Consider the following 20,257-nt stretch of genomic DNA (forward strand, 5'->3'; position numbering starts at 1 on the left):
CTTCCTAGATTATCATTATTCTCCAATCCTGCACAAGAGAATCACATTTAGCTTCTCCAACCCCAAATCAGCCCTATAGCCCGCCAGCTATGCTGCGAGTCTCAGTATCACAAGCTTCAATCGTAGACAGATCAGGGTTAGCCACATTGACATGTCGCTCCAGCACACGCTCAATAATAGCTTCAATTTGCAGAAAAGGAATCTCTCCGCGCAGAAAACGGGCAACAGCAATCTCATTAGCTGCATTAAATGCGGTTGGTGCTGTTCCACCCATTTTACCACATTCGAAGGCAAGCCTTAAACAAGGAAAACGATAAAAGTCCATTTCCTTAAAATGGAGTTTGCCGACCTCAGCCAGCGACAGCGGTTTCGCCGGGGACTTCATTCGTTCAGGGTAAGTCAAAGCATATTGAATGGGTACTCTCATGTCCGGATTCCCCAGTTGGGCAACGATGCTCGTATCCTGAAACTCCACATAGGAATGAATGATGCTTTCCGGATGAAGCAATACGTGAATTTGCTCATAATCAAGCCCAAACAGCCAGTGGGCTTCTATGACCTCCAGCCCTTTGTTTACCATCGTTGCTGAATCAATCGTAATTTTGGCGCCCATCGACCAATTGGGATGTTTAAGTGCATCTTCCACCGTAACTTCACGAAGCTGTTCTCTTGTCAGATCCCTGAAAGAACCTCCCGATGCCGTGAGGGTGATATGCGCCACATCTTTCATGCGCTCACCGTTCAAGCATTGGAAAATAGCTGAGTGCTCACTGTCAATCGGCAGCAACGGTACGCCTTTCGCCCGAGCCCGCTCTGTGACCAGATGACCGGCAGTAACCAGTGTTTCCTTATTGGCCAAACCGATCTGCTTCCCAGCCTCAATCGCGGCCAGCGTGGAGTGCAATCCGACACTGCCCATTACAGCCGTCACAACCATATCTGCCTCTGTGTTTGCAGCCAGCTCAACGAGTCCTTCATTTCCCCAATGCAGTTCCATGCCAGGTGGCAGTAAAGGCCGAATTTCTTCCGCCAGCTGCCTGGTGCCGACAGACACTTTTTTAGGTTGATAAAGATGCGCCTGTTCAGCAAGCAGCTTTATGTTAGAACCACCTGCTAAAGCCTCAACAGCAAACTGATCCGGGTGCATAGATACCACATCCAGCGTTTGTGTTCCAATAGATCCGGTTGAACCGAGTACCGTAATTCTTTTCATGATGCACCTTCCTATCCTGAAAATCACTTTTATCCAGGAGCTCATTGTTTGTTATTCAGGGCAGCTATGCTATTGGTTTCATCCTTCTTATGAAGCGGTGTGAGCAGCATAGAGATTAATCCTGAGCATAAACTGTAATCACCAGGTAAGTTTCATGGAAGCAGCATCAGCATATGTACAAATGGAAAAACGACAATCCAGCTGTCGCAGCGGTCTAAAATACCACCGTGCCCTGGCAGCAGATTACCGGAATCTTTAATGCCGTACACTCGTTTGTATGCAGATTGCACCAAATCGCCCAGTTGCCCCACAACCGCACAGGCCAAGCCAATACCGAAGGCTTTGGACCACGGCAGCAGTCCTCCTGACAAACCGGCGAATAGCAGAGCTATAACCAACGCTAAAATAATCCCACCGATGGACCCTTCGACCGTTTTGTTTGGACTAATCGCAGGCCATAGCTTTGTTTTTCCTGCCATTTTACCTACAAAATAGGCCCCAGCATCACTTGCCCAAATACAAGCAAGCAATAAAAAAGTCCATAACAGCCCATGTTCCATATGACGTGATTCCGCAATATACGAAAATCCAAAACCTATATAAACGGTACCAAGGAATAGCATAGCTACCGTTTGAATAGGGATTTTGTTTTTCGTGCCCACTGTAATGACCATAAAAGCTATCATTATCAGCCAAAGCATGCTGGCAAAGGGTAGTGGTGAATGCAAGCCCAAAGGTTGATAAGGGAATACAAAAGCTAATATGCTTACGTACCCGAGCATTGCCGTACCCCCAAAAGGAGATACCTGTGTCATTCGTGCGAACTCATAAAATCCGATCAGGGCCATCACCAAAATAAGCAAATGGTAGGCCAAGCCGCCCCACAGGACCATCGCCAAAAAGAATACGCCTGCCAGAATACCGGTAATTAATCTCTGTCTCAACGGCTTTCATCCTCCATTTACTTCAGTCCGCCATACCGTCGTGATCTTTGCTGATATTCGACCACTGCTTCGTATAAGTGTTCTTTCTTAAATTCAGGCCAATAAATATCCGTAAACCATAACTCACTGTAAGCAAGCTGCCATAGCATGAAATTACTGAGTCTAAGCTCACCACTTGTCCGAATCAGTAAATCAGGGTCTGGCATATCACTGGAAAGCAACGTGTTTCCGATCATATCAGGTGTTATATCTTCTGATTTGAGTTTCCCGCTCTCAATTTGACGACCCAACGTTTGCATGCATTCTGTGATTTCCAGCCGACTTCCATAATTTAATGCAAAATTAAGAACAAGTCCGGTATTATGTTCGGTTCGCCGAATCGCTTCAGTCAACGCTTCAACGGTATGAGAAGGTAAAAGCTCCTTGTTTCCCATCATACGTACCTGCACATTTTTTTCAATCAGCTCATCCAGCTCAATAGCCAGAAATTCCTGTGGCAATCGCATTAGAAAATCAACCTCGTCCTTTGGACGCGTCCAATTTTCAGTCGAAAAAGCAAACATAGTCAAATACTTAATGCCCAGTTCGTCCGCCGCAATTGCCGTGCGTTTCACTGCCTTCATTCCATTTTGATGCCCTACAATCCGCGGCATTCCAATCCGTTTGGCCCATCTGCCGTTTCCATCCATGATGACAGCAACATGCTGCGGAATATTGTCTTTTGAAATGGCCGGTGTTTGCTGATTTTGTTCCCTGTTCCACCAAGACCGAACCCGTTTGATCATTCCAGTTCCTCCAGCATTCTCTGAAAATGTGCCTCAGGCTTGAAAAGAGACAAACCCCACCGTAAGGGAGGGGCTGCCATTCTTTTAGACTTCCATAATTTCTTTTTCTTTTGCAGCTAGAACTCTATCCACTTCAGCGATAAATTTATCGGTTGTTTTCTGGATATCTTCCTGATGTTTACGAGATTCGTCCTCGGAAATATCACTTTTCTCCATTTTTTTGATATCATCATTTGCATCACGGCGGATGTTACGAATAGCAATCTTCGCCTCTTCACCGTTCTTTTTCGTCATCTTCACCAGTTCAGTTCTGCGTTCCTCTGTCAAAGCAGGAATGCTCAGACGGATGGTGTTTCCATCATTCGAAGGTGTCAAACCGAGATCCGATTTTTGGATAGCGCGCTCGATGTCGGCCAAGGAGGATTTGTCCCAAGGCTGAATCATCAAGGTTCGACTGTCAGGTGTGTTTACGTTCGCCAGTTGGTTGACCGGAGTCATTGCGCCGTAATACTCAACCTGCACACGGTCCAGTAAAGCTGGTGTCGCCCGCCCTGCACGCAAAGATGAAAGATCACGTTGCAAGGCCTGAATTGCTTTTTGCATGCGCTCTTCAGCGCTTTTTTTCACGGATTGTGGCATTAATTTACACTCCCTTTGACGATCGTACCAATTTTCTCACCCAGCACGACACGTTTAATGTTACCTTGCTCTGTAATAGCAAAGACAATTAACGGAATATTGTTATCCATGCACAGCGAGGAAGCTGTAGAATCCATGACACCGAGGTTTTTATTGAGCACATCCAAATACGTGAGCTGCTCATATTTCTCAGCAGTGCTGTCTTTAAACGGATCGGCTGAATATACACCGTCCACTTTATTTTTAGCCATCAGAATCACTTCGGCTTCAATCTCAGCAGCTCGCAAAGCAGCAGTAGTGTCAGTCGAGAAGAACGGATTCCCTGTACCTGCCGCAAAGATAACGACCCGGCCTTTTTCCAGATGGCGGATAGCTCTACGACGGATATAAGGTTCTGCAATTTGTTGCATCGCGATGGATGTCTGCACACGTGTAGGTACTTCAATTTGCTCCAAAGCATCCTGCAAAGCCAGTGAGTTCATCACCGTTGCCAGCATACCCATGTAATCCGCCGTCGCCCGGTCAATCCCATTGGCGCTTCCAGCGATACCACGCCAGATATTGCCGCCTCCACATACGATGGCAACTTCCACACCCAGTTCCACAACGTCTTTGACTTGCTGAGCAATCGAAGCAATCGTATCTGCATCAATACCGTAACCGTTCGATCCTGACAGCGACTCTCCACTAACCTTCAGGACTACACGCTTAAACACAGGTTTTTCCAAATGATCACCCTCCAATATCATTTATATTTTATGTAACAGGATAAGTGTCCTGTTGCAAGAAAAGGAACACCGATGTGTTCCATTTCCGCTTTTCCATATTCAATTACCGCTCGTTGGTAATTATTGTTTCACTTGAGACATAACTTCTTCGTAGAAGTTGTCTTCTTTTTTCTCCAGACCTTCACCCAGCTCAAAACGAACAAAGCGACGTACGGAGATGTTTTCACCAATCGTACTGATTTTCTCGTTGATCAGTGTGGAGATTGTTTTGTCTGGATCTTTGATGAAAGATTGCTCCAGCAAGCAGAATTCTTCGTAGTATTTACCGATGCGGCCTTCAACCATTTTTTCAACGATTTTTTCTGGTTTGCCTTCGTTCAAAGCTTGTGCTTTCAGGATTTCTTTTTCTTTTTCAATCTCTTCTTGTGGCACTTCTTCGCGACGAACATAACGAGGGTTCGATGCAGCGATATGCATTGCAATGTCACGTACAAAATCTTTGAACTGGTCTGTTTTCGCTACGAAGTCTGTTTCGCAGTTTACTTCTACCAGTACGCCGATACGGCCGCCAGCATGAATGTAGGATTCAACAACGCCTTCAGTAGCAATACGACCTGCTTTGTTGGCTGCAGCTGCAAGTCCTTTTTCACGCAGAACTTCAACCGCTTTTGTCAAATCACCATTTGCTTCTTCAAGCGCTTTTTTACAATCCAGCATTCCTGCGCCTGTTTTTTCACGAAGCTCTTTTACTGCGCTAGCATTAACTGCCATATTATTTCCCTCCAAATTTGATTTTCAGTGGTATATACGAGCTTTATTCCTTAAAAAAAGGGTAGTGAGAGGTTATCCACCTGCCAACCACCCTTTTCATTTAATTCGTATAGGTATTTCCTATCGGAAATATTATGCTGTAGTTTCTTCGCCTTGGTTTGCTTCCATAACTGCATCAGCCATTTTACCAGTCAGCAATTTAACAGCGCGAATCGCATCGTCATTACCTGGGATAACATAGTCGATTTCGTCTGGATCGCAGTTAGTATCAACGATACCAACGATTGGGATACCCAATTTACGAGCTTCAGCAACCGCGATACGTTCTTTGCGTGGATCAATGATGAACAGAGCGCTTGGAAGGCCCTTCATGTTTTTGATACCGCCCAAGAATTTTTCAAGACGATCTTTTTCTTTGCGAAGAATGATAACTTCTTTTTTAGGAAGAACTGCGAATGTGCCGTCCTCTTCCCAAGATTCCAACTGTTTCAAACGATCAATACGTTTTTGAATAGTTTGGAAGTTAGTCAATGTTCCACCCAACCAACGTTGGTTAATGTAGAATTGACCAGCGCGTTCTGCTTCTTCCTTAACGGAATCTTGCGCTTGTTTCTTTGTGCCTACGAACAGGATTGTACCATTCTCAGCTGCAATGCTTTTTACGAAGTTGTAAGCTTCCTCAACCTTTTTCACTGTCTTTTGCAAGTCAATGATGTAAATACCGTTTCTTTCAGTGAAGATATAACGATCCATTTTCGGGTTCCAGCGACGTGTTTGGTGACCAAAGTGAACCCCAGCTTCCAAAAGCTGTTTCATGGAGATTACTGCCATCTTCACACACCTCCTAAGTTTGGTTTTTTGTGTGTCCTCCGCCGACATCATTTTTCATAAAGACTTTCTGTTGAAAGCACCCTTCACGAAATTAACCGACGTGCGTTTTTAACACCGTCAATTAATATACCATAACACTTGTATCGTTGCAACCAACTTTTCGACAATCATTGAATCCGTGCCCAAAGTAACTGGGTGCTTCCGTCTGTCGAGCTTTTAAGAAAAGATAAAAGCCATCCACTTCCCGTACTGGTCAGTTGGACGGCTTCTTTGTAATTTTAGTAATGATAGAACCGAAATCCTCACCTTTGACAAACTGATAGGTGCCGGTACGAATTTTAGTATTGATTTTTTGAGCATTAGCCGCTGCCTCAAACGCATTGGCATCTGAAACAACGCCCGCCTTCTCCAAGCCGGATGCTACACTTCTCAAATTACTTCCCGATGCAATGCTATATTGCACTTGCGGAGCAGCAGGCTGCTTAGGGATAGCTGGAGTAGTCTCAGTACCAGATTCTTTCGCTTGCGGTTTATCCGGTCTTTTCGGTATAGACGTGCTGGCCGCAGGCTTGGAAGCAGTCGAAGGTGTGCTGTTCGCGGGTGCCTTTGGTGTTGATGGCGTTTGGGCTGGTTTTGCCTTTTGAGGTGCAGTCGGTGTTTTGCTGCCTTCCTTAATCACCTTATTCCGCCATTCCTCTTCTGTCATCTTCGGATCAGAAGGGTCACTGATCTGAAGATTTAATCCAGCTGCTGCCTTCTCCAATTGCTCACGGGTCATGTTTTTCGGGTCTATTGAGGATGGCTGGGATTGTCCTTGACCGATCATTGCCAGTTGCAGCAGCAATGCGCCTGTTACAAGTCCGGTACCCATGCCTAGCATAAATGAACGATTTTTGATCAATTTAGATCCTCCCGTTCTGCCAGTTGCAATATGAGCTGTACCTCGCCCCGCTGGATACCTGATTGCTTGGCTATATAATCCACCGACTTCCCCTGCTCATAGAGCGTGAACAGCTCTTGATAACGATCACGGATGGATTCTGTCAACTGTTTGGTTTCAGGCTCTTGCAATGCTGGCTGCTCATCCCCAGCTACGTTGAGAGCGTCCGAAACAGGATGCCCTTCTTGTAAGGGCATTGCAGACTGCGGTCTGTGAAACTGGTCATAAGCAGCCGCTGCCTGTTGAGAAATACCTGTATAGCGTATTCCCCCAGATGTAGTCTCCACTTGTGCAGAGGCCGCAACAAGCACAGCCTGTCGCTCAAGCTCGACGATACGGTTTCGCAGCTCAGCCACCTGCTCCTGTAATGCCGCCTGCTTAACTGCGTGTTCCTGCTTCATACCAGATACGAGTTCAATCAGCTCGTCATTATCGCTTTCAATATCGGCCATGTATTGCTCCAGTGTGGCCTCGACCTTTTGGACGACGGCCTCTTCTGTTCCCCGATCCGGCTGACGCTTAGGCAGCAGCCAGGCGTAGACAACAGCTGCAACGCCCAGCAGAACAATATAAATCCATGGTTGGTCCACTGCCCATCGTCTCCTTTAATTATGCTCCTCCACCTGTTGTAATCAGAGCGAAAAATCAATATGGTGTCCCTTATACGGATGCTCTGCTGGATGCTCTTTGGGCAGCTCGTTCTCACCAGATTGGGAACGGCCCTGCTGCGAAGATTCCCTGCCCTGAGCTCCTGTTTGCCGTTCATCGACAAATGCTTCTGCAGACTCATCTACCGCACTGCTTCGCTGACGCAAGTTCTCCGTCTCCAGCGCGTTCTTTTGTCCTAGCAGTGCCTGGTCATTCATCGGCCGCTGCTGGAAATCACTTTGGTATCTACCTGCTTCACTGGTACGAGGTACGGCAATTTGCAATTCAACAGCTTTCAAGCTCATTGGACCACGCCCTTTCCGATTGAGCATCCGTGTATGTCTTCCGAGGAATACAATGTCAAGTTAGAATCCGTATACCAAATTATACATAAGAGGACATGCTGATGTCTCCCTCATGATAATAAAACGCCATTCTTTCCACTGAATCTTTAATAAATTTCGTATATCTGCCGATAACTATTTTAGAGCCGCCGTAAATTATATTTTTTACTTCTACCCGTGCACGGCTCGTATCTTCCAATGTTCGTTCAATTTCCAGCATCCTGGACTTGGTTTCCAAAAGCTCATGCTCATTAGATTTTTTAGTAGATGTCAGCTTGATTCGCATGGCCATTCTTTCCGGTGCAAGCTGTCCAGTGGCAGCTAGCTGATCCAATATAGTGAGAGCCTTATTGGTTTTATCCTGACTGTCTGTCTGTTGCTTCAAACGTGCGCGCAGCTCTGTCAGCTCATTACGCAGTTCTGGAAGCACGCCCACTTCGATAATGGTAGCTGTGGACATCGTGTTACCGATAGTACGCGCCACTACCTTTTCACCTGCTTGTACATTGCCACCCACGATGAGTCCTTTTGTCCCCTCGCAGATCACATTTTTGCTCGCTTTAATCTGGGAATGCATAATGCTTTGGGATACGAGAATATCGCCTCCCGCAATGACGTTACCATCCTGTATAAAGGAGCATTTCACATTTTGTGCTGCTTTCACATAGCCCTTATGGTATCCAATAATGCCGCCACTGATTTCCACCGAACCTTCCGCTTCCAGTTCAGCACCTTCCACACCACCGATAACACGGATGTCGCCAGCAGCCCGAATACGAAAACCTGTCAATACATTTCCACGAATGACGACGGTTCCAACAAAATCAATGTTACCAACACTATAATCCACGTCTCCGTTTACTTCATATACAGGGAATACATTAAGCTTGCCCTTTTCAGTTGTAGTCACCAATCCATCAATAGCCGCATACATCGCAATGCCTTCCGGATGAACCACTACATTTTTTCCAATCTTAAAGCGGGCCTCTCTACCCGGAAGAAAAGGAATCTCCTCCCCAGTTACAGCAATACCCGGTACACCCGGCATAGGCTCAACTCGTTCGGCAATCAGCTGTCCACGCTTTACATTTCGCAAACGAGTTAATTCTTTATAGTCCACCCTGCCGTCAGCGGTTTCGAGCGGCTTATGTGAATAATCTCCGGTCACGATTTCGGCCAGATTAATTTTTCCGTCTTTGCCATGGATCGGCTGCTGTCCCTGAGCAATCAATAATTTGGTGAAGAAATGATCTTCTGGACGTGCCACAAATGTATGGATCGCATCAGTAATTAAACCATAAGATATTTTCTGGCTGCTCAGAAAACGCTCTAGTTCCTCGACAGAACAGTTAAAGCCTTCTTCACGTTTCGCAAACTCCAAATAGGCGGTTTGTTTGTCAGGTGAGACAACCACTTTTAAAAACTGGTCCAAAGCATATTGCTTCTCCACAAGGGTGCTCCTTCCGTTTAACTGTTACTGTAACCTCCCGTACGTTAATCTTTACGCATTAACAAATCCCGTTGTTTGTCCAATGTCGCTCTCAGGCGTAATATTGCCTTGGAATGCAACTGTGAAATTCTCGAAGGAGAGAGCGACATGACCTCAGCAATTTCACTGAGCGACAAATCCTCGTAATACAATAAAGAAACAACGATACGCTCTTTTTCAGTCAATTTGTCAATGCCTTGTGCAAGGGCATCACGAAGTGTAAATTCATTGACTTTATGATCCGGATTTTTCGCCTTCTCGTCCACCAAAAGGGAAAGTCGTGTTTCCGACTCTTCTTCGCGGATCGGGTCCTCCAGTGAGACGATCGACATAACAGCAACTTCCTGAATCATATTTTGAAACTCTTTCTCGGAGACGTCCAAATAATGGCTCATCTCTTCATCGCTAACTGTACGCAAATATCTCTGTTCCAAATGCTGGTAGGCATCTTCAATTTTTTTCGCTTTTTCCCTAACTGAACGAGGAACCCAATCCCCTTGACGAAGACCATCCAAAATCGCTCCACGAACACGCCAAGAAGCATAAGTCTCAAACTGTAAACCACGTCCATAGTCAAATTTCTCCAAAGCATCAATCAAGCCCATGACCCCGTTACTCGCCAAGTCGTCTTTGGATACATTTTTAGGTAAGCCTACTGCAAGCCGACCCGACACATACTCCACAATATGAAGATACTTTTCAATTAACTGCTTTTTTGCTTCCTTGTCACCGTGTTCTTTCCATTGCTCCCACAGCTCGGAATGGTTTAAATGAGCGGCTTTTCGCTCGTTCATCGGCTTCACCCTCCTTATTTGTCTGTCAGGTGACGAACGGCCTTGGCCAATTCTTCAGGGTTCTTGTTGGAAACCAGCTTAGGCGGGTTTAAAGGTGCGAAACCATGATCTCCCCCGTCCGTCTGCTCTGGCTTCGGCTTTAGCAATTCATTCAGATTTTCATTTTCGTCTGGTGTCATCAGGTCCAGATTCTCACCTACGCCATCTACCTGAGAGCTTGCCCGGCTTTGGGCATTCCCCAGATCTGGCCGCGCTACAACACCAAGTGTCCAGCGCAGCACAAATGCAAGTAGGAACCAAAAAACGAAGGCGATCAAGCCACGAATTAAGCTCGTGGTCAGCAGATTGCTGCCAACGGACAACACAAAAGTCAGAAAAAATCCGACTACTCCAGACCAAAGATTAATGCGTAAGCTGCCAAATAACATAATTATAATTCCTTTACACCTTTTTGTACGCTTCGAATGTTCAAAACGCCGGTTTCACAGTCCAACTCAATCGTTCGTCCATAATTACCGCCAGTATCCTCCGCAATTAAAGGAATACCAAGATCTACGAGCATTTCCTTACATGATTCTACGTTGCGCGGACCAATCCGCATGGTATCTCCACTACCGGCAAAGGCGAACATCTGCGCTCCGCCTGCCATTTTGGCAATCAGTCTGCGGCGTTCGGCTCCCAATTTCAGCATCCGCTCAAATAGCTCCGGCAGTGCTGTATCCGCGTATTTGGCAATGTTCAATTGCCCTTCACGTGCAATATCCGAGGACGGTAGCATCACGTGTGCCATGCCTGCCAGTTTCAAATGAGGGTCGTAGAGGGTCAATCCGACGCAGGAGCCAAGTCCTGTCGTGCGAATCGAATTCGGATTGCTGGTTACATTTAAGTCTGCCATGCCGACTTTAATGATGCTTTTCTCCTCAATCATCGTTCATCGGGACTCCTAACGACCTAAAAATTTTCCCGAACGATTCTGGATCAGGAATAAGGAAAAATTGACCCTCAATCTGATTCTGACCTTCCAGAAACGATGTGTCAATCAATAAAGCCGCATCCCCCATTTGCCCAAATTGGAGCAGCCCGTAGCTGAGAATTGCTCCCGCCATATCCAATGCCAGCGCAGGGACTGTCGGATACATAGACAAACGTGTGAAATCCGCCAGCGAGGACAGGTATGAGCCCGCTAAAATATTTCCAATCTCGGAGAGGGCTGAATGCTCCATTTCGTTAAAGCTGTCTTCGTCATCTGAAGGAATGTTCGCCAGACGGGACAGCAGACTTTTGGCCGCCTGAGGCTGCAATATAAAAAATAGATTACCTGGCGCTTCCCCTTCGACCCTAAAAAACACGGCAACAACAAGTTGCTCATCTCCACCGACTTTATCGGCAATTTCCTCAAAGGGCAGCATCTGTACTTTGGGCACACCCATATCAATCGGTTTATTGAGAAGCCGGGAGAGCGCTGTAGCAGCGTTCCCCGAACCAATGTTGCCAACCTCTTTCAAAACATCCAACTTGAAGTCTTCGAGATTCCTAAGATTCTCCATATATTAGTCCTCTAAACCTTCCAGTTGGTTCATTTCACTTCGATTCAGAACTTCGGACAAGTTCAGCATGATCAACAGACGTTCTTCACCGATTTTAGCAACTCCACGCAGGTATTTAGCCTTGACTCCGCCAATCACTTCTGGTGGTGTCTCGATGTTGTCGGTATTCAGGTCGATAACGTCATTCGCCGAATCAACGATAAAGCCGACTTGCATCTCACCTACTGCAACGATAATGATACGGGTTTGATCCGTATATTCAGCTTCAGGCAATCCAAAGCGGCCACGAAGATCAATAACTGGGATGACTACGCCTCTCATGTTGAATACGCCTTTAACAAAATCGTATGTTCTCGGAACCCGTGTAATCGGCACCATGCGTTCAATAGATTGGACTTTTTCTACTTCGACACCGTATTCCTCTTCACCAAGCTTAAATACGATAACTTTAATTTCTTCTCCCATGTCTAAAAACCCTCCTTATTGATGTCAGCAATCTCACATTTCTTTCATTTTTAATGAAGACATTATTTAATGAAAACATTCGGGTCAATGATCAAAGCAACCTGACCGTCACCCAAAATCGTGGCGCCTGAAATTCCTTGAATGTTTGGAAGGTACTTGCCCAAATTTTTAAGGACAATTTCACTTTGCCCCAAAAAGTCCTGCACAGAAAGTGCTGCCAGACGGTCTCCCTTGCGGATTACCACGACCTCAGTCTCTTCTTCCTCATCTTCATTGAAGTCCGGTACCTCAAACAGCTGACTCAAGGAGATAAGCGGGATATGGGAATCGCGGAAAGCGATCATTTTATTGCCATGTACCGAACGAATTTGTGTCCGTTTGACGATCGCGGTCTCCACAATGGATGACAAAGGAATTGCATATTTTTCAGAGCCAATCTGTATCATCATCGCTGCAATAATGGACAAGGTCAGTGGCAATTGTACAGAGAAGTTGGTGCCTTTCCCCAAGGTAGAGTGAACGGTAACATTGCCACCCAAAGCCGTAATTTTGGATTTAACAACATCCAGACCAACACCTCGTCCTGAGACGTCGGAAATAACCGCCGCTGTACTAAAGCCTGGAGCAAACAGTACCTGATAGGCTTCCTCGTCGGTCATGACGGCTGCCTGCTCTTCTGTCAAAATCCCTTTGGAAATAGCGCTGTTCAGTACCTTCTCACGATTAATGCCGTTCCCGTCATCCTCGATCTCGATAAATACGTTGTTTCCGCTATGGAAGGCACGCAATTGCACCGTTCCTGTCTCTGGTTTGCCAGCGGCAATACGGTCGGCTACTGACTCAATTCCATGATCCACGGAGTTACGGAGCAAATGCACCAGAGGATCGCCAATTTCGTCGATAACGGTGCGATCCATTTCAGTTTCTGCACCAGTAATAACCAGATCCAGTTTTTTATCAAGTGATTTGGCCAGATCGCGTACCATGCGTGGAAAACGGTTGAAAACAGTATCGACCGGAACCATCCGCAATTTAAGCACAACGTTTTGCAAATCGCTGCTCACACGACTCATGTGCTCTACCGTTTCTGTCAATGCCGGATTGGAAGCTTCACTTGCCAGCTGCTCCAACCGTACCCGATCAATGAGCAGCTCGCTGAATAAATTCATCAGTACGTCCAGACGTTCAATATCGACACGAATAGTACGGTTATGTGTAGGTGCAGCTGCCTTGGCTGCTGGTGCTTTAGCTGCAGCTGGCTTAGCAACAGAGGCCGCAGCTGGAGACTGCGGCTGGGATGGAGCGGATTGTTGTACGGCAACAGCCTCCTGCACCGCAGCAGCCTCTGCCACTCCGGCAGTAACTTCGCTCATTTGTTTAAGAGATTCCTGATCCAGCTGTACTACGGAGACAGTTTCGATTTCGGAAATACTCGCGATTTCCTTTTCCAGCTCCCCGACTTCTTTCTGCGTTATGTAATATAACGAGAAGCTTTGTTCAAATTTCTCCTGCTCAATATCCTGTACGGACGGATAAGCTTTCACGATTTCACCGGAGTTTTCCAGCGTGTTAAATACCATAAAAGCACGTGCCGCCTTCAGCTGGCTATCTGAGCTGATTGTCACTTGAATATAGTGAACACGATGCCCCTCGGAAATAGATTGCTCCAGTACAGAATACTGAAATTGATCCAGAACAAGCCCAGCACTATCGCTACGTTCCACTTTTTGGGCTGGAGAATCCACAGAAACAGCACCCGTACCGGACTTTTGGAAATCACCGCTCACAATGGATTGCAGTGAAGCTACAATGGAGGAAACATCCGCTTTTCCATCGCCGCCCTCTGTAATGTTCTGCACCATGGACTCCAGAGCATCCAATCCCTTGAACAAGGTATCGAATATAAATTCATGCATCGCCAGCTTGTTGTTGCGTACCAGATCAAGAACGTTTTCCATTTGGTGAGTGAGCGATGCCAGATCTTCAAACCCCATCGTAGCGGCCATTCCTTTGAGGGTATGGGCAGAACGGAAAATCACCTGAACGATGCCTAGATCTGTAGGGTTGCTTTCCAGTTGAAGCATATTTTCGTTAAGAGATTGCAGATGATCATTCGACTCATCAATAAACATGTTTAAATATTGGTTCATGTCCATTGTGAGACACCTCCTCCATGAGTTACACTCCGATTATTTCACAACTTGTACAAGCTTGGGGGCGATCTCCTGCATAGGCAGAAGGTGACGCACACATTTTAACTCTACTGCTGAGCGGGGCATTCCGTACACGACACAAGTTTCTTCATTTTCAGCAAATGTGGACTGTACCCCAGCATCATAAAGCTTTTTCATCATTTTAGCTCCGTCGCTTCCCATGCCAGTCAACAACACTAGATGCCGTTCCAGCGAGGTTAACGGGAGCAAGGATTCGAACATCGTATCTACAGAAGGACGGTGACCATTACGAGCTTCTTCCGTCTTCAGTGAAACGGTGTATTTACCGCCCGCTCCTGGCACAATTCTTAACTGATATCCTCCTGGAGCGATGTAGGCGGTACCGGTCTCCAGCGTCATTCCCTGCTCTGCCTCCACTACTCGGAGAGGGCTCAACGTGTTCAGACGTTGTGCCAGCGAGCGAGTAAAGTTAGGAGGCATATGTTGAACGATGACGATGGGGGCAGGAAAATCCCCAGGAATGCGCTCCAGCAACGTCTTCAGCGCCCGCGGGCCACCTGTAGAGCATCCGACCGCTACCAGCTTGCGAAAGTTGGATGTATGCACACCTTTTTTAAAAGACAGCCCCTTAGGTGGAGTCGGAATTGCAGGTGCCGTTACCGAAGGCGTAGCCGTTGAAGGAGTGGAAGAAGCCGATGAAGTTACGGTCTTCCGCTGCTCCGGCTTAACCAGTCCTGCCTTGTCCGTCCCCTGCAGCGATTTGGCAGCAGCCGTACCGGAAATATCCAGTTTCCTATTCTTTCGTTCCGTACCATTGGACGGTTCCTGCTTCGGCTGCGCAGCAGGTGCTTTCGCTGGCTTGCTCGGCTGAGCCGAGGATTGACCTTTGCGCTCACCAGTCACAGATGTTTCTGACTGCTTCCGTTTTGTTTCTGGCTTGGCAGCAGCCTGGACGGGTTTGCCAGCAACTCGCTTCGGCTGCGCCGATATAGCAGGTGGAGAAACTGGAGGAGTAATACGGGTCTTCTCTGTTGGTGCTTCCACTCGTTTCTCTGTCACAGCCTGTCCCTCTGGAGGGTTTTCCAGTGGCGTTTTATTTTCTTGCTCCAGTGCTGCTTTGCGCTCATTCGCTTCCTTCCGCTCCATACGGCTGCGCACTGCTTGCATAGCGGTATGCATCTGCTCCAGCAGCGCCTTGCTCACCTGCCCAATGTCTTGCGCATGAGATATGGATGGCTTTCTTATAAAATCGAAAGCTCCTGCCTCCAGAGCCATGATGGTCTCCTTCATGCCCTGCTCATTAATGCCAGACAACATAATGACAGGCAACGGATGGGCTGCCATAATCAGTGGCAATGCTTCAAGCCCATTCATTTCAGGCATTTCGACATCCAGAGTAACCAGATCCGGCTGTAACTCCTTTACCTTCTCTACAGCCTCTTTGCCGTTGGCAGCTGTACCTACGATGGTGAACGACTCATCCCTTACAATTAAATCTGAAATAATTTTGCGCATAAAGGCCGAATCATCTACAACCAGCACCCGGTAAGCACACATGTTAAACACCTCTGTTTCCTCTCATCAAAATCAATGTACAGAACGTCGCAGCCATTTTTGCATAAAACCTTTAATTCCGCTCAATGTGCTAGATTGCGGAGCCTGCGGCATTGCTGCAAAACGGTGAGCCAGATTCAATACATCTCTGGAGGCCGCACATCCCGGAAAGGCAACCCAGAAAGGTACTTGCCTTTTGACTGCCTGTATGACATGTGTATCATCACTGATATGTCCAAGCAACGGGATATCGATCTCCAAAAAACGTCTTGCAACAAGTGCAATCTTATCGGCAACTTGACGGGCCTCATTATCGTTATCGGCACGATTGACTATAATTTTGAATACCGTATCCTTTTGCAAGCCGCTCACGACCTTGATTAGCGCATAAGCATCTGTTAAGGACGTCGGTTCCGGTGTGGTTACAACTATACATTCGTCAGCTGAAGTGATGAATTTAAGGTTTTCCTTGGACAAACCCGCACCGGTGTCAAACAAAATATAATCCATATTTGCTGCCATTTTTTCTACTTCATCGGCAAAATAATTCAGATCATCATCTGATAGCGCAAACAGCTCGCTCAAGCCCGATCCTCCGGCAATATAAGGCAGACCACCTACACCCGTTTGAATAATTTCATCCATTGATTTTTCACGTTTTAGCAGGTGAAGAAGATTGTATTGTGAGTTGGCCCCCATCAACACATCAATGTTGGCCATACCAATATCAGCGTCAAATACAAGTACCCTTCGACCAAGGGATTGCAGGGCCAAAGCAAAGTTGAGCGTGAAATTGGATTTGCCTACCCCGCCTTTACCACTGGTGACCGTTACAATTTTCGCCTGGCGATCACGTGGGGGCAATCGGAATTTATCCAAGGCTGAAGCCATCTGTCTAAGTGATTGGGCTTGGTCGCTCATATCAAATCTCCGCTATCTCCTGATAATGCTTTGGCTCCGAGCAGCATGCTTGTCACCATTTCTGTATCTGGATGAAGAAGATCATCAGGAACATTTTGTCCGTTAGTGATATAGGCTAGTTGCATCGGAAAATGATGCAATAGATTAAACATTCCTCCGCAGCTTCCCGTCTCATCCATCTTCGTAAATACAACCTTGCCAAGGCCGAACTTACTGAAATGGCCGGTGATATTGAGCATATCCTTGCTTTTGGACGTCATGCTGAGCACCAGATACGTCTCACTTTCCTTAATAGGTGAAAGCAGGCTTTGCAATTCGGAAACCAGCAGCTCATTCCGATAGTTTCGTCCCGCAGTATCCATGAGGATCAGGTCACAATGCTCCAGACGCTGAATGGCTCTGTGAACATCCCCGGGAGATTGCACAACCTCAAGCGGTACATTCAAAATCGTAGCATATGTACGCAGTTGCTCAACGGCCGAAATACGATACGTATCAGAAGTAATAAATCCAACCTTGCGTTGATGCTTAAACAACTGCTCTGCTGCCAGCTTGGCAATGGTCGTCGTTTTCCCTACCCCCGTTGGGCCTGCCACATACACAATTTTGGTATCTTTTGAGATGCCTTTGTCCAGTCTTGTCCGAATAAATTCGGCTACTTCTTCACGAAGGGCTTGTTCCCAATCAAAAGACTCTGGAGCAAAAAGGTGCTCACTACGTCGCTCATATACTCGTTCGAGCCAATACTCCAGCAGATCACGCTCCACTTCCTGTTCCAACAATCGTTCACAAATCTCTTGCAATGGCTCCGGCCAAGTACTTTCCAGCGAGGAGTTGCGGGAAAAGCGAGTCATCATAGCTTTCATTTCCCGTAATTCATTGAGCAGAGCCTTATTTTCCGCTGCGCCGCTCTTGTCTGGAACCCTTGGTTCCATTGGTTGCTTCAATAGTTCACTGGACGTTTCCATGTTCGAAAATAAGGCTTCATTCGTCAGGAGTTGAGCTATTGTTTCCGGACTATGATCAGACCCTGCAGATGAATGCTCCGAGGCTGATGCCGTTTGTTCCGAGCCGGCTGTTAAATCAGCCATTCCCTCTCTGGAACCGCCCGTCATCTGCGTTACACGCCGGTAAGCTTCTGGAGCGGCTTGTCTGGGAACTACAGGCGCCGATGGCACCTCCGGCTGTTCAGGTTCCTTTGCTATAGGAAAAGACTGTTGTCGTGGGGTTCCAATCCGCTGAGGCTTTTGAGGTTGCTTCTCCTCTACTGCAGCGACCACTTCGATTTTCTTTTTACTGAACATCCCCATAAAACCGCCGGCCTTGATTTCCTTCGTGCTTAAAATGACGGCATCCGTTCCTAAGTCACCCCTGATTTGCAGCATGGCTTCCGGCATGGTATCCACCACATATCGTTTCACTCTCATAAGTTCACCACCCCGACACTTTGAATTTCAACGTTCGGCTCCAGTTCACTATACGACAGCACCGGGACATCCTGCATTGTCCGTTCCATCACTTGCCGCAAATACATACGAATCGTCGGTGACGTTAATACGATCGGCTGCTGTCCGGATTGAATGAGACGATTGATTTGCTCCATCATCTTCTGGTACACGGTTTGCGTTGACACCGGATCAAGGGCCAAATAGCTTCCTTGCTCCGACTGTTGCACACTTTCAGCAATTTTCTTCTCCAGTCCCGGTCCTACGGTAATGACACGCAACGTCTCGCCTTGCTGAGCAAACTGCTGGGTAATCTGACGGGACAACGCCTGACGTACATATTCAGTCAGCACATCGGGATCTTTTGTGTAAGTACCGTAATCAGCCAGTGTCTCGAAAATAGTAACCATATCCCGTATTGAAATTTTTTCCTTCAACAGCTTGGCCAATACTTTTTGTACATCTCCAATTGCCAGCACGGAAGGAATAAGGTCGTCCACCAGCACTGGATAATTTTCCTTGAGATTGTCGACCAACGAACGTGTTTCCTGTCTGCCAAGCAACTCATGAGCATGTTTCTTGATCGTTTCCGTCAAGTGAGTAGCTACGACTGAAGGTGGATCAACTACGGTATAGCCTGATAGTTCCGCAACATCCTTGGTGTTCTCATCAATCCAGAGCGCAGGCAATCCGAAGGCCGGTTCTGTCGTTTCGATCCCTGTAATGGAATCGTCGTCGTATCCCGGGCTCATAGCCAGATAATGATTCAACAGCAGTTCTCCGCCACCTACCGTATTGCCTTTAATTTTAATTACATATTCGTTAGGCTTGAGCTGAATGTTATCCCGTATACGAATGACCGGTACAACCAAACCCAGCTCCAAGGCGCATTGACGGCGAATCATGATAATCCGATCCAGCAAATCCCCACCCTGCTGTGTATCGGCCAGTGGAATCAGCCCGTACCCGAACTCAAACTCAATCGGATCAACCTGAAGCAAATTAATGACACTTTCCGGACTACGTACCTCTTCAATTTGTTGTTCCTCTTCCAGCTGTTCATCGGCTATCTGCTTGCGTTCCATATTGCCCTGCATCCTGCGGGCCGCGAAAAATAGCAGAACGGCCAGCGGGAGAGTTGTAATGATATGGATTGGCGTGAAAAAGCCCAATAATGCAATCGTGACAGCCACAATGTAGATCAATTTTGGATAAGAGAAAAGCTGTCCTGTCAAGTCCTCTGCCAGGTTTCCATCCGATGTAGCTCGCGTAACAATCAAACCTGACGCTGTGGATATGAGCAGTGCAGGAATCTGGCTAACCAGTCCATCACCGATGGTGAGAACAGAATAAGTCGACAGTGCCTCTGCAAATCCCTTTCCTTGAACGGCCATACCAATGATAAAACCGCCAACCAGGTTAATAATCAAAATGATAATACTGGCGATGGCATCACCTTTAACGAATTTACTCGCACCATCCATCGCTCCGTAAAAATCCGCTTCACGTTCGATTTTGCTGCGCCGCTCACGGGCTTGCTGCTCGTTGATCAGACCCGCATTGAGGTCAGCATCAATACTCATTTGTTTACCCGGCATCGCATCCAATGTAAAGCGTGCGCCCACCTCAGCAACCCGCTCAGAGCCCTTGGTGATAACGATAAACTGTACGACCACGAGAATCAGGAAGACCACAAAACCGACCGCAATTTGTCCGCCTGCAATCCAGCTACCAAATGTAGCCACGACTTCCCCTGCATGTCCCTCACCTAAAATGAGTTTGGTCGTGGAAATGTTAAGCGCCAAACGGAACAATGTGGTGATAAGCAGCAATGAAGGAAAAATAGAGAATTGTAAAGCTTCCTTCGTGTTCATAGAAACAAGTAGAATCATCAAAGCAATAGATATATTGATGACGAGTAAAATATCAAGCAGCCATGAAGGGATCGGGAGAATCATCATTAGAACGATGCCGATGACGCCTGCAAGGACAGTTATTTCTTTCATTTTCATGGGTCTCTAGGCC

21 protein-coding genes are annotated in these 20,257 nt (G+C 46.9%); all 21 read right to left on the reverse strand.

Features of this window, described 5'->3' with window-relative positions; all coding sequences use genetic code 11:
- Nucleotides 1-73: 73 nt before the first annotated feature.
- Complete coding sequence (locus B4V02_RS15140; protein WP_094155443.1) at nucleotides 74-1,213, reverse strand: 1-deoxy-D-xylulose-5-phosphate reductoisomerase; 1,140 nt, start codon at nucleotides 1,211-1,213, stop codon at nucleotides 74-76.
- 152 nt (nucleotides 1,214-1,365) lie between these two features.
- A complete protein-coding gene (locus B4V02_RS15145) occupies nucleotides 1,366-2,157 on the reverse strand; it encodes a phosphatidate cytidylyltransferase (RefSeq protein WP_094155444.1) in 792 nt (263 codons plus the stop codon).
- 17 nt (nucleotides 2,158-2,174) lie between these two features.
- Nucleotides 2,175-2,942 (reverse strand): undecaprenyl pyrophosphate synthase, encoded by a 768-nt coding sequence (locus B4V02_RS15150; protein ID WP_007430059.1) that lies wholly within the window; start codon nucleotides 2,940-2,942, stop codon nucleotides 2,175-2,177.
- Between the two features lie 84 nt (nucleotides 2,943-3,026).
- Complete coding sequence (gene frr, locus B4V02_RS15155; protein ID WP_007430058.1) at nucleotides 3,027-3,581, reverse strand: ribosome recycling factor; 555 nt, start codon at nucleotides 3,579-3,581, stop codon at nucleotides 3,027-3,029.
- Entirely contained in the window at nucleotides 3,581-4,309 is a 729-nt protein-coding gene (gene pyrH, locus B4V02_RS15160; protein ID WP_007430057.1) for a UMP kinase, read from the reverse strand. The genes frr and pyrH overlap by 1 nt, the downstream gene beginning before the upstream one ends.
- 120 nt (nucleotides 4,310-4,429) lie before the next feature.
- A complete protein-coding gene (tsf, locus tag B4V02_RS15165) occupies nucleotides 4,430-5,080 on the reverse strand; it encodes a translation elongation factor Ts (protein ID WP_007430056.1) in 651 nt (216 codons plus the stop codon).
- A gap of 132 nt (nucleotides 5,081-5,212) precedes the next feature.
- On the reverse strand, nucleotides 5,213-5,911 hold the full coding sequence (gene rpsB / locus B4V02_RS15170; protein ID WP_007430055.1) for a 30S ribosomal protein S2: 699 nt from the start codon (nucleotides 5,909-5,911) through the stop codon (nucleotides 5,213-5,215).
- Nucleotides 5,912-6,164: 253 nt separating this feature from the next.
- Nucleotides 6,165-6,812, reverse strand: coding sequence for an endolytic transglycosylase MltG (locus tag B4V02_RS15175; protein WP_094155445.1), 648 nt, complete (start codon nucleotides 6,810-6,812; stop codon nucleotides 6,165-6,167).
- The gene (locus B4V02_RS15180) at nucleotides 6,809-7,441 is read right to left on the reverse strand and encodes a hypothetical protein (protein ID WP_094155446.1); all 633 of its coding nucleotides are present in this window, start codon (nucleotides 7,439-7,441) and stop codon (nucleotides 6,809-6,811) included. Before B4V02_RS15180 ends, B4V02_RS15175 begins: the two co-directional genes overlap by 4 nt.
- A 42-nt stretch (nucleotides 7,442-7,483) precedes the next feature.
- Entirely contained in the window at nucleotides 7,484-7,804 is a 321-nt protein-coding gene (locus tag B4V02_RS15185; protein WP_043890953.1) for a hypothetical protein, read from the reverse strand.
- A gap of 79 nt (nucleotides 7,805-7,883) precedes the next feature.
- Nucleotides 7,884-9,293, reverse strand: a complete 1,410-nt coding sequence (locus tag B4V02_RS15190) for a flagellar assembly protein A (protein ID WP_094155447.1) — start codon at nucleotides 9,291-9,293, stop codon at nucleotides 7,884-7,886.
- Between the two features lie 44 nt (nucleotides 9,294-9,337).
- Nucleotides 9,338-10,126 (reverse strand): FliA/WhiG family RNA polymerase sigma factor, encoded by a 789-nt coding sequence (locus tag B4V02_RS15195; RefSeq protein ID WP_007430050.1) that lies wholly within the window; start codon nucleotides 10,124-10,126, stop codon nucleotides 9,338-9,340.
- A gap of 14 nt (nucleotides 10,127-10,140) precedes the next feature.
- Nucleotides 10,141-10,554, reverse strand: coding sequence for a hypothetical protein (locus B4V02_RS15200; protein ID WP_094155448.1), 414 nt, complete (start codon nucleotides 10,552-10,554; stop codon nucleotides 10,141-10,143).
- Between the two features lie 2 nt (nucleotides 10,555-10,556).
- Complete coding sequence (locus tag B4V02_RS15205) at nucleotides 10,557-11,054, reverse strand: chemotaxis protein CheD (protein ID WP_007430048.1); 498 nt, start codon at nucleotides 11,052-11,054, stop codon at nucleotides 10,557-10,559.
- Complete coding sequence (locus tag B4V02_RS15210; protein ID WP_007430047.1) at nucleotides 11,047-11,673, reverse strand: chemotaxis protein CheC; 627 nt, start codon at nucleotides 11,671-11,673, stop codon at nucleotides 11,047-11,049. The genes B4V02_RS15205 and B4V02_RS15210 overlap by 8 nt, the downstream gene beginning before the upstream one ends.
- A 3-nt stretch (nucleotides 11,674-11,676) precedes the next feature.
- A complete protein-coding gene (locus B4V02_RS15215) occupies nucleotides 11,677-12,138 on the reverse strand; it encodes a chemotaxis protein CheW (protein ID WP_007430046.1) in 462 nt (153 codons plus the stop codon).
- A 62-nt stretch (nucleotides 12,139-12,200) separates the two neighbouring features.
- On the reverse strand, nucleotides 12,201-14,294 hold the full coding sequence (locus B4V02_RS15220; RefSeq protein WP_007430045.1) for a chemotaxis protein CheA: 2,094 nt from the start codon (nucleotides 14,292-14,294) through the stop codon (nucleotides 12,201-12,203).
- A 33-nt stretch (nucleotides 14,295-14,327) separates the two neighbouring features.
- Nucleotides 14,328-15,869 carry a chemotaxis protein CheB gene (locus B4V02_RS15225; protein ID WP_094155449.1) on the reverse strand — a complete coding sequence of 514 codons (1,542 nt, stop codon included), beginning with the start codon at nucleotides 15,867-15,869 and terminating at the stop codon, nucleotides 14,328-14,330.
- Nucleotides 15,870-15,899: 30 nt separating this feature from the next.
- Complete coding sequence (locus B4V02_RS15230) at nucleotides 15,900-16,787, reverse strand: MinD/ParA family protein (protein ID WP_094155450.1); 888 nt, start codon at nucleotides 16,785-16,787, stop codon at nucleotides 15,900-15,902.
- A complete protein-coding gene (gene flhF, locus B4V02_RS15235; protein WP_094155451.1) occupies nucleotides 16,784-18,214 on the reverse strand; it encodes a flagellar biosynthesis GTPase FlhF in 1,431 nt (476 codons plus the stop codon). The genes B4V02_RS15230 and flhF overlap by 4 nt, the downstream gene beginning before the upstream one ends.
- Complete coding sequence (flhA, locus tag B4V02_RS15240) at nucleotides 18,211-20,244, reverse strand: flagellar biosynthesis protein FlhA (RefSeq protein ID WP_094155452.1); 2,034 nt, start codon at nucleotides 20,242-20,244, stop codon at nucleotides 18,211-18,213. The genes flhF and flhA overlap by 4 nt, the downstream gene beginning before the upstream one ends.
- Between the last annotated feature and the right edge of the window lie 13 nt (nucleotides 20,245-20,257).

It is taken from the genome of Paenibacillus kribbensis, from assembly GCF_002240415.1.
GTDB classification, from domain to species: Bacteria; Bacillota; Bacilli; order Paenibacillales; family Paenibacillaceae; genus Paenibacillus; species Paenibacillus kribbensis.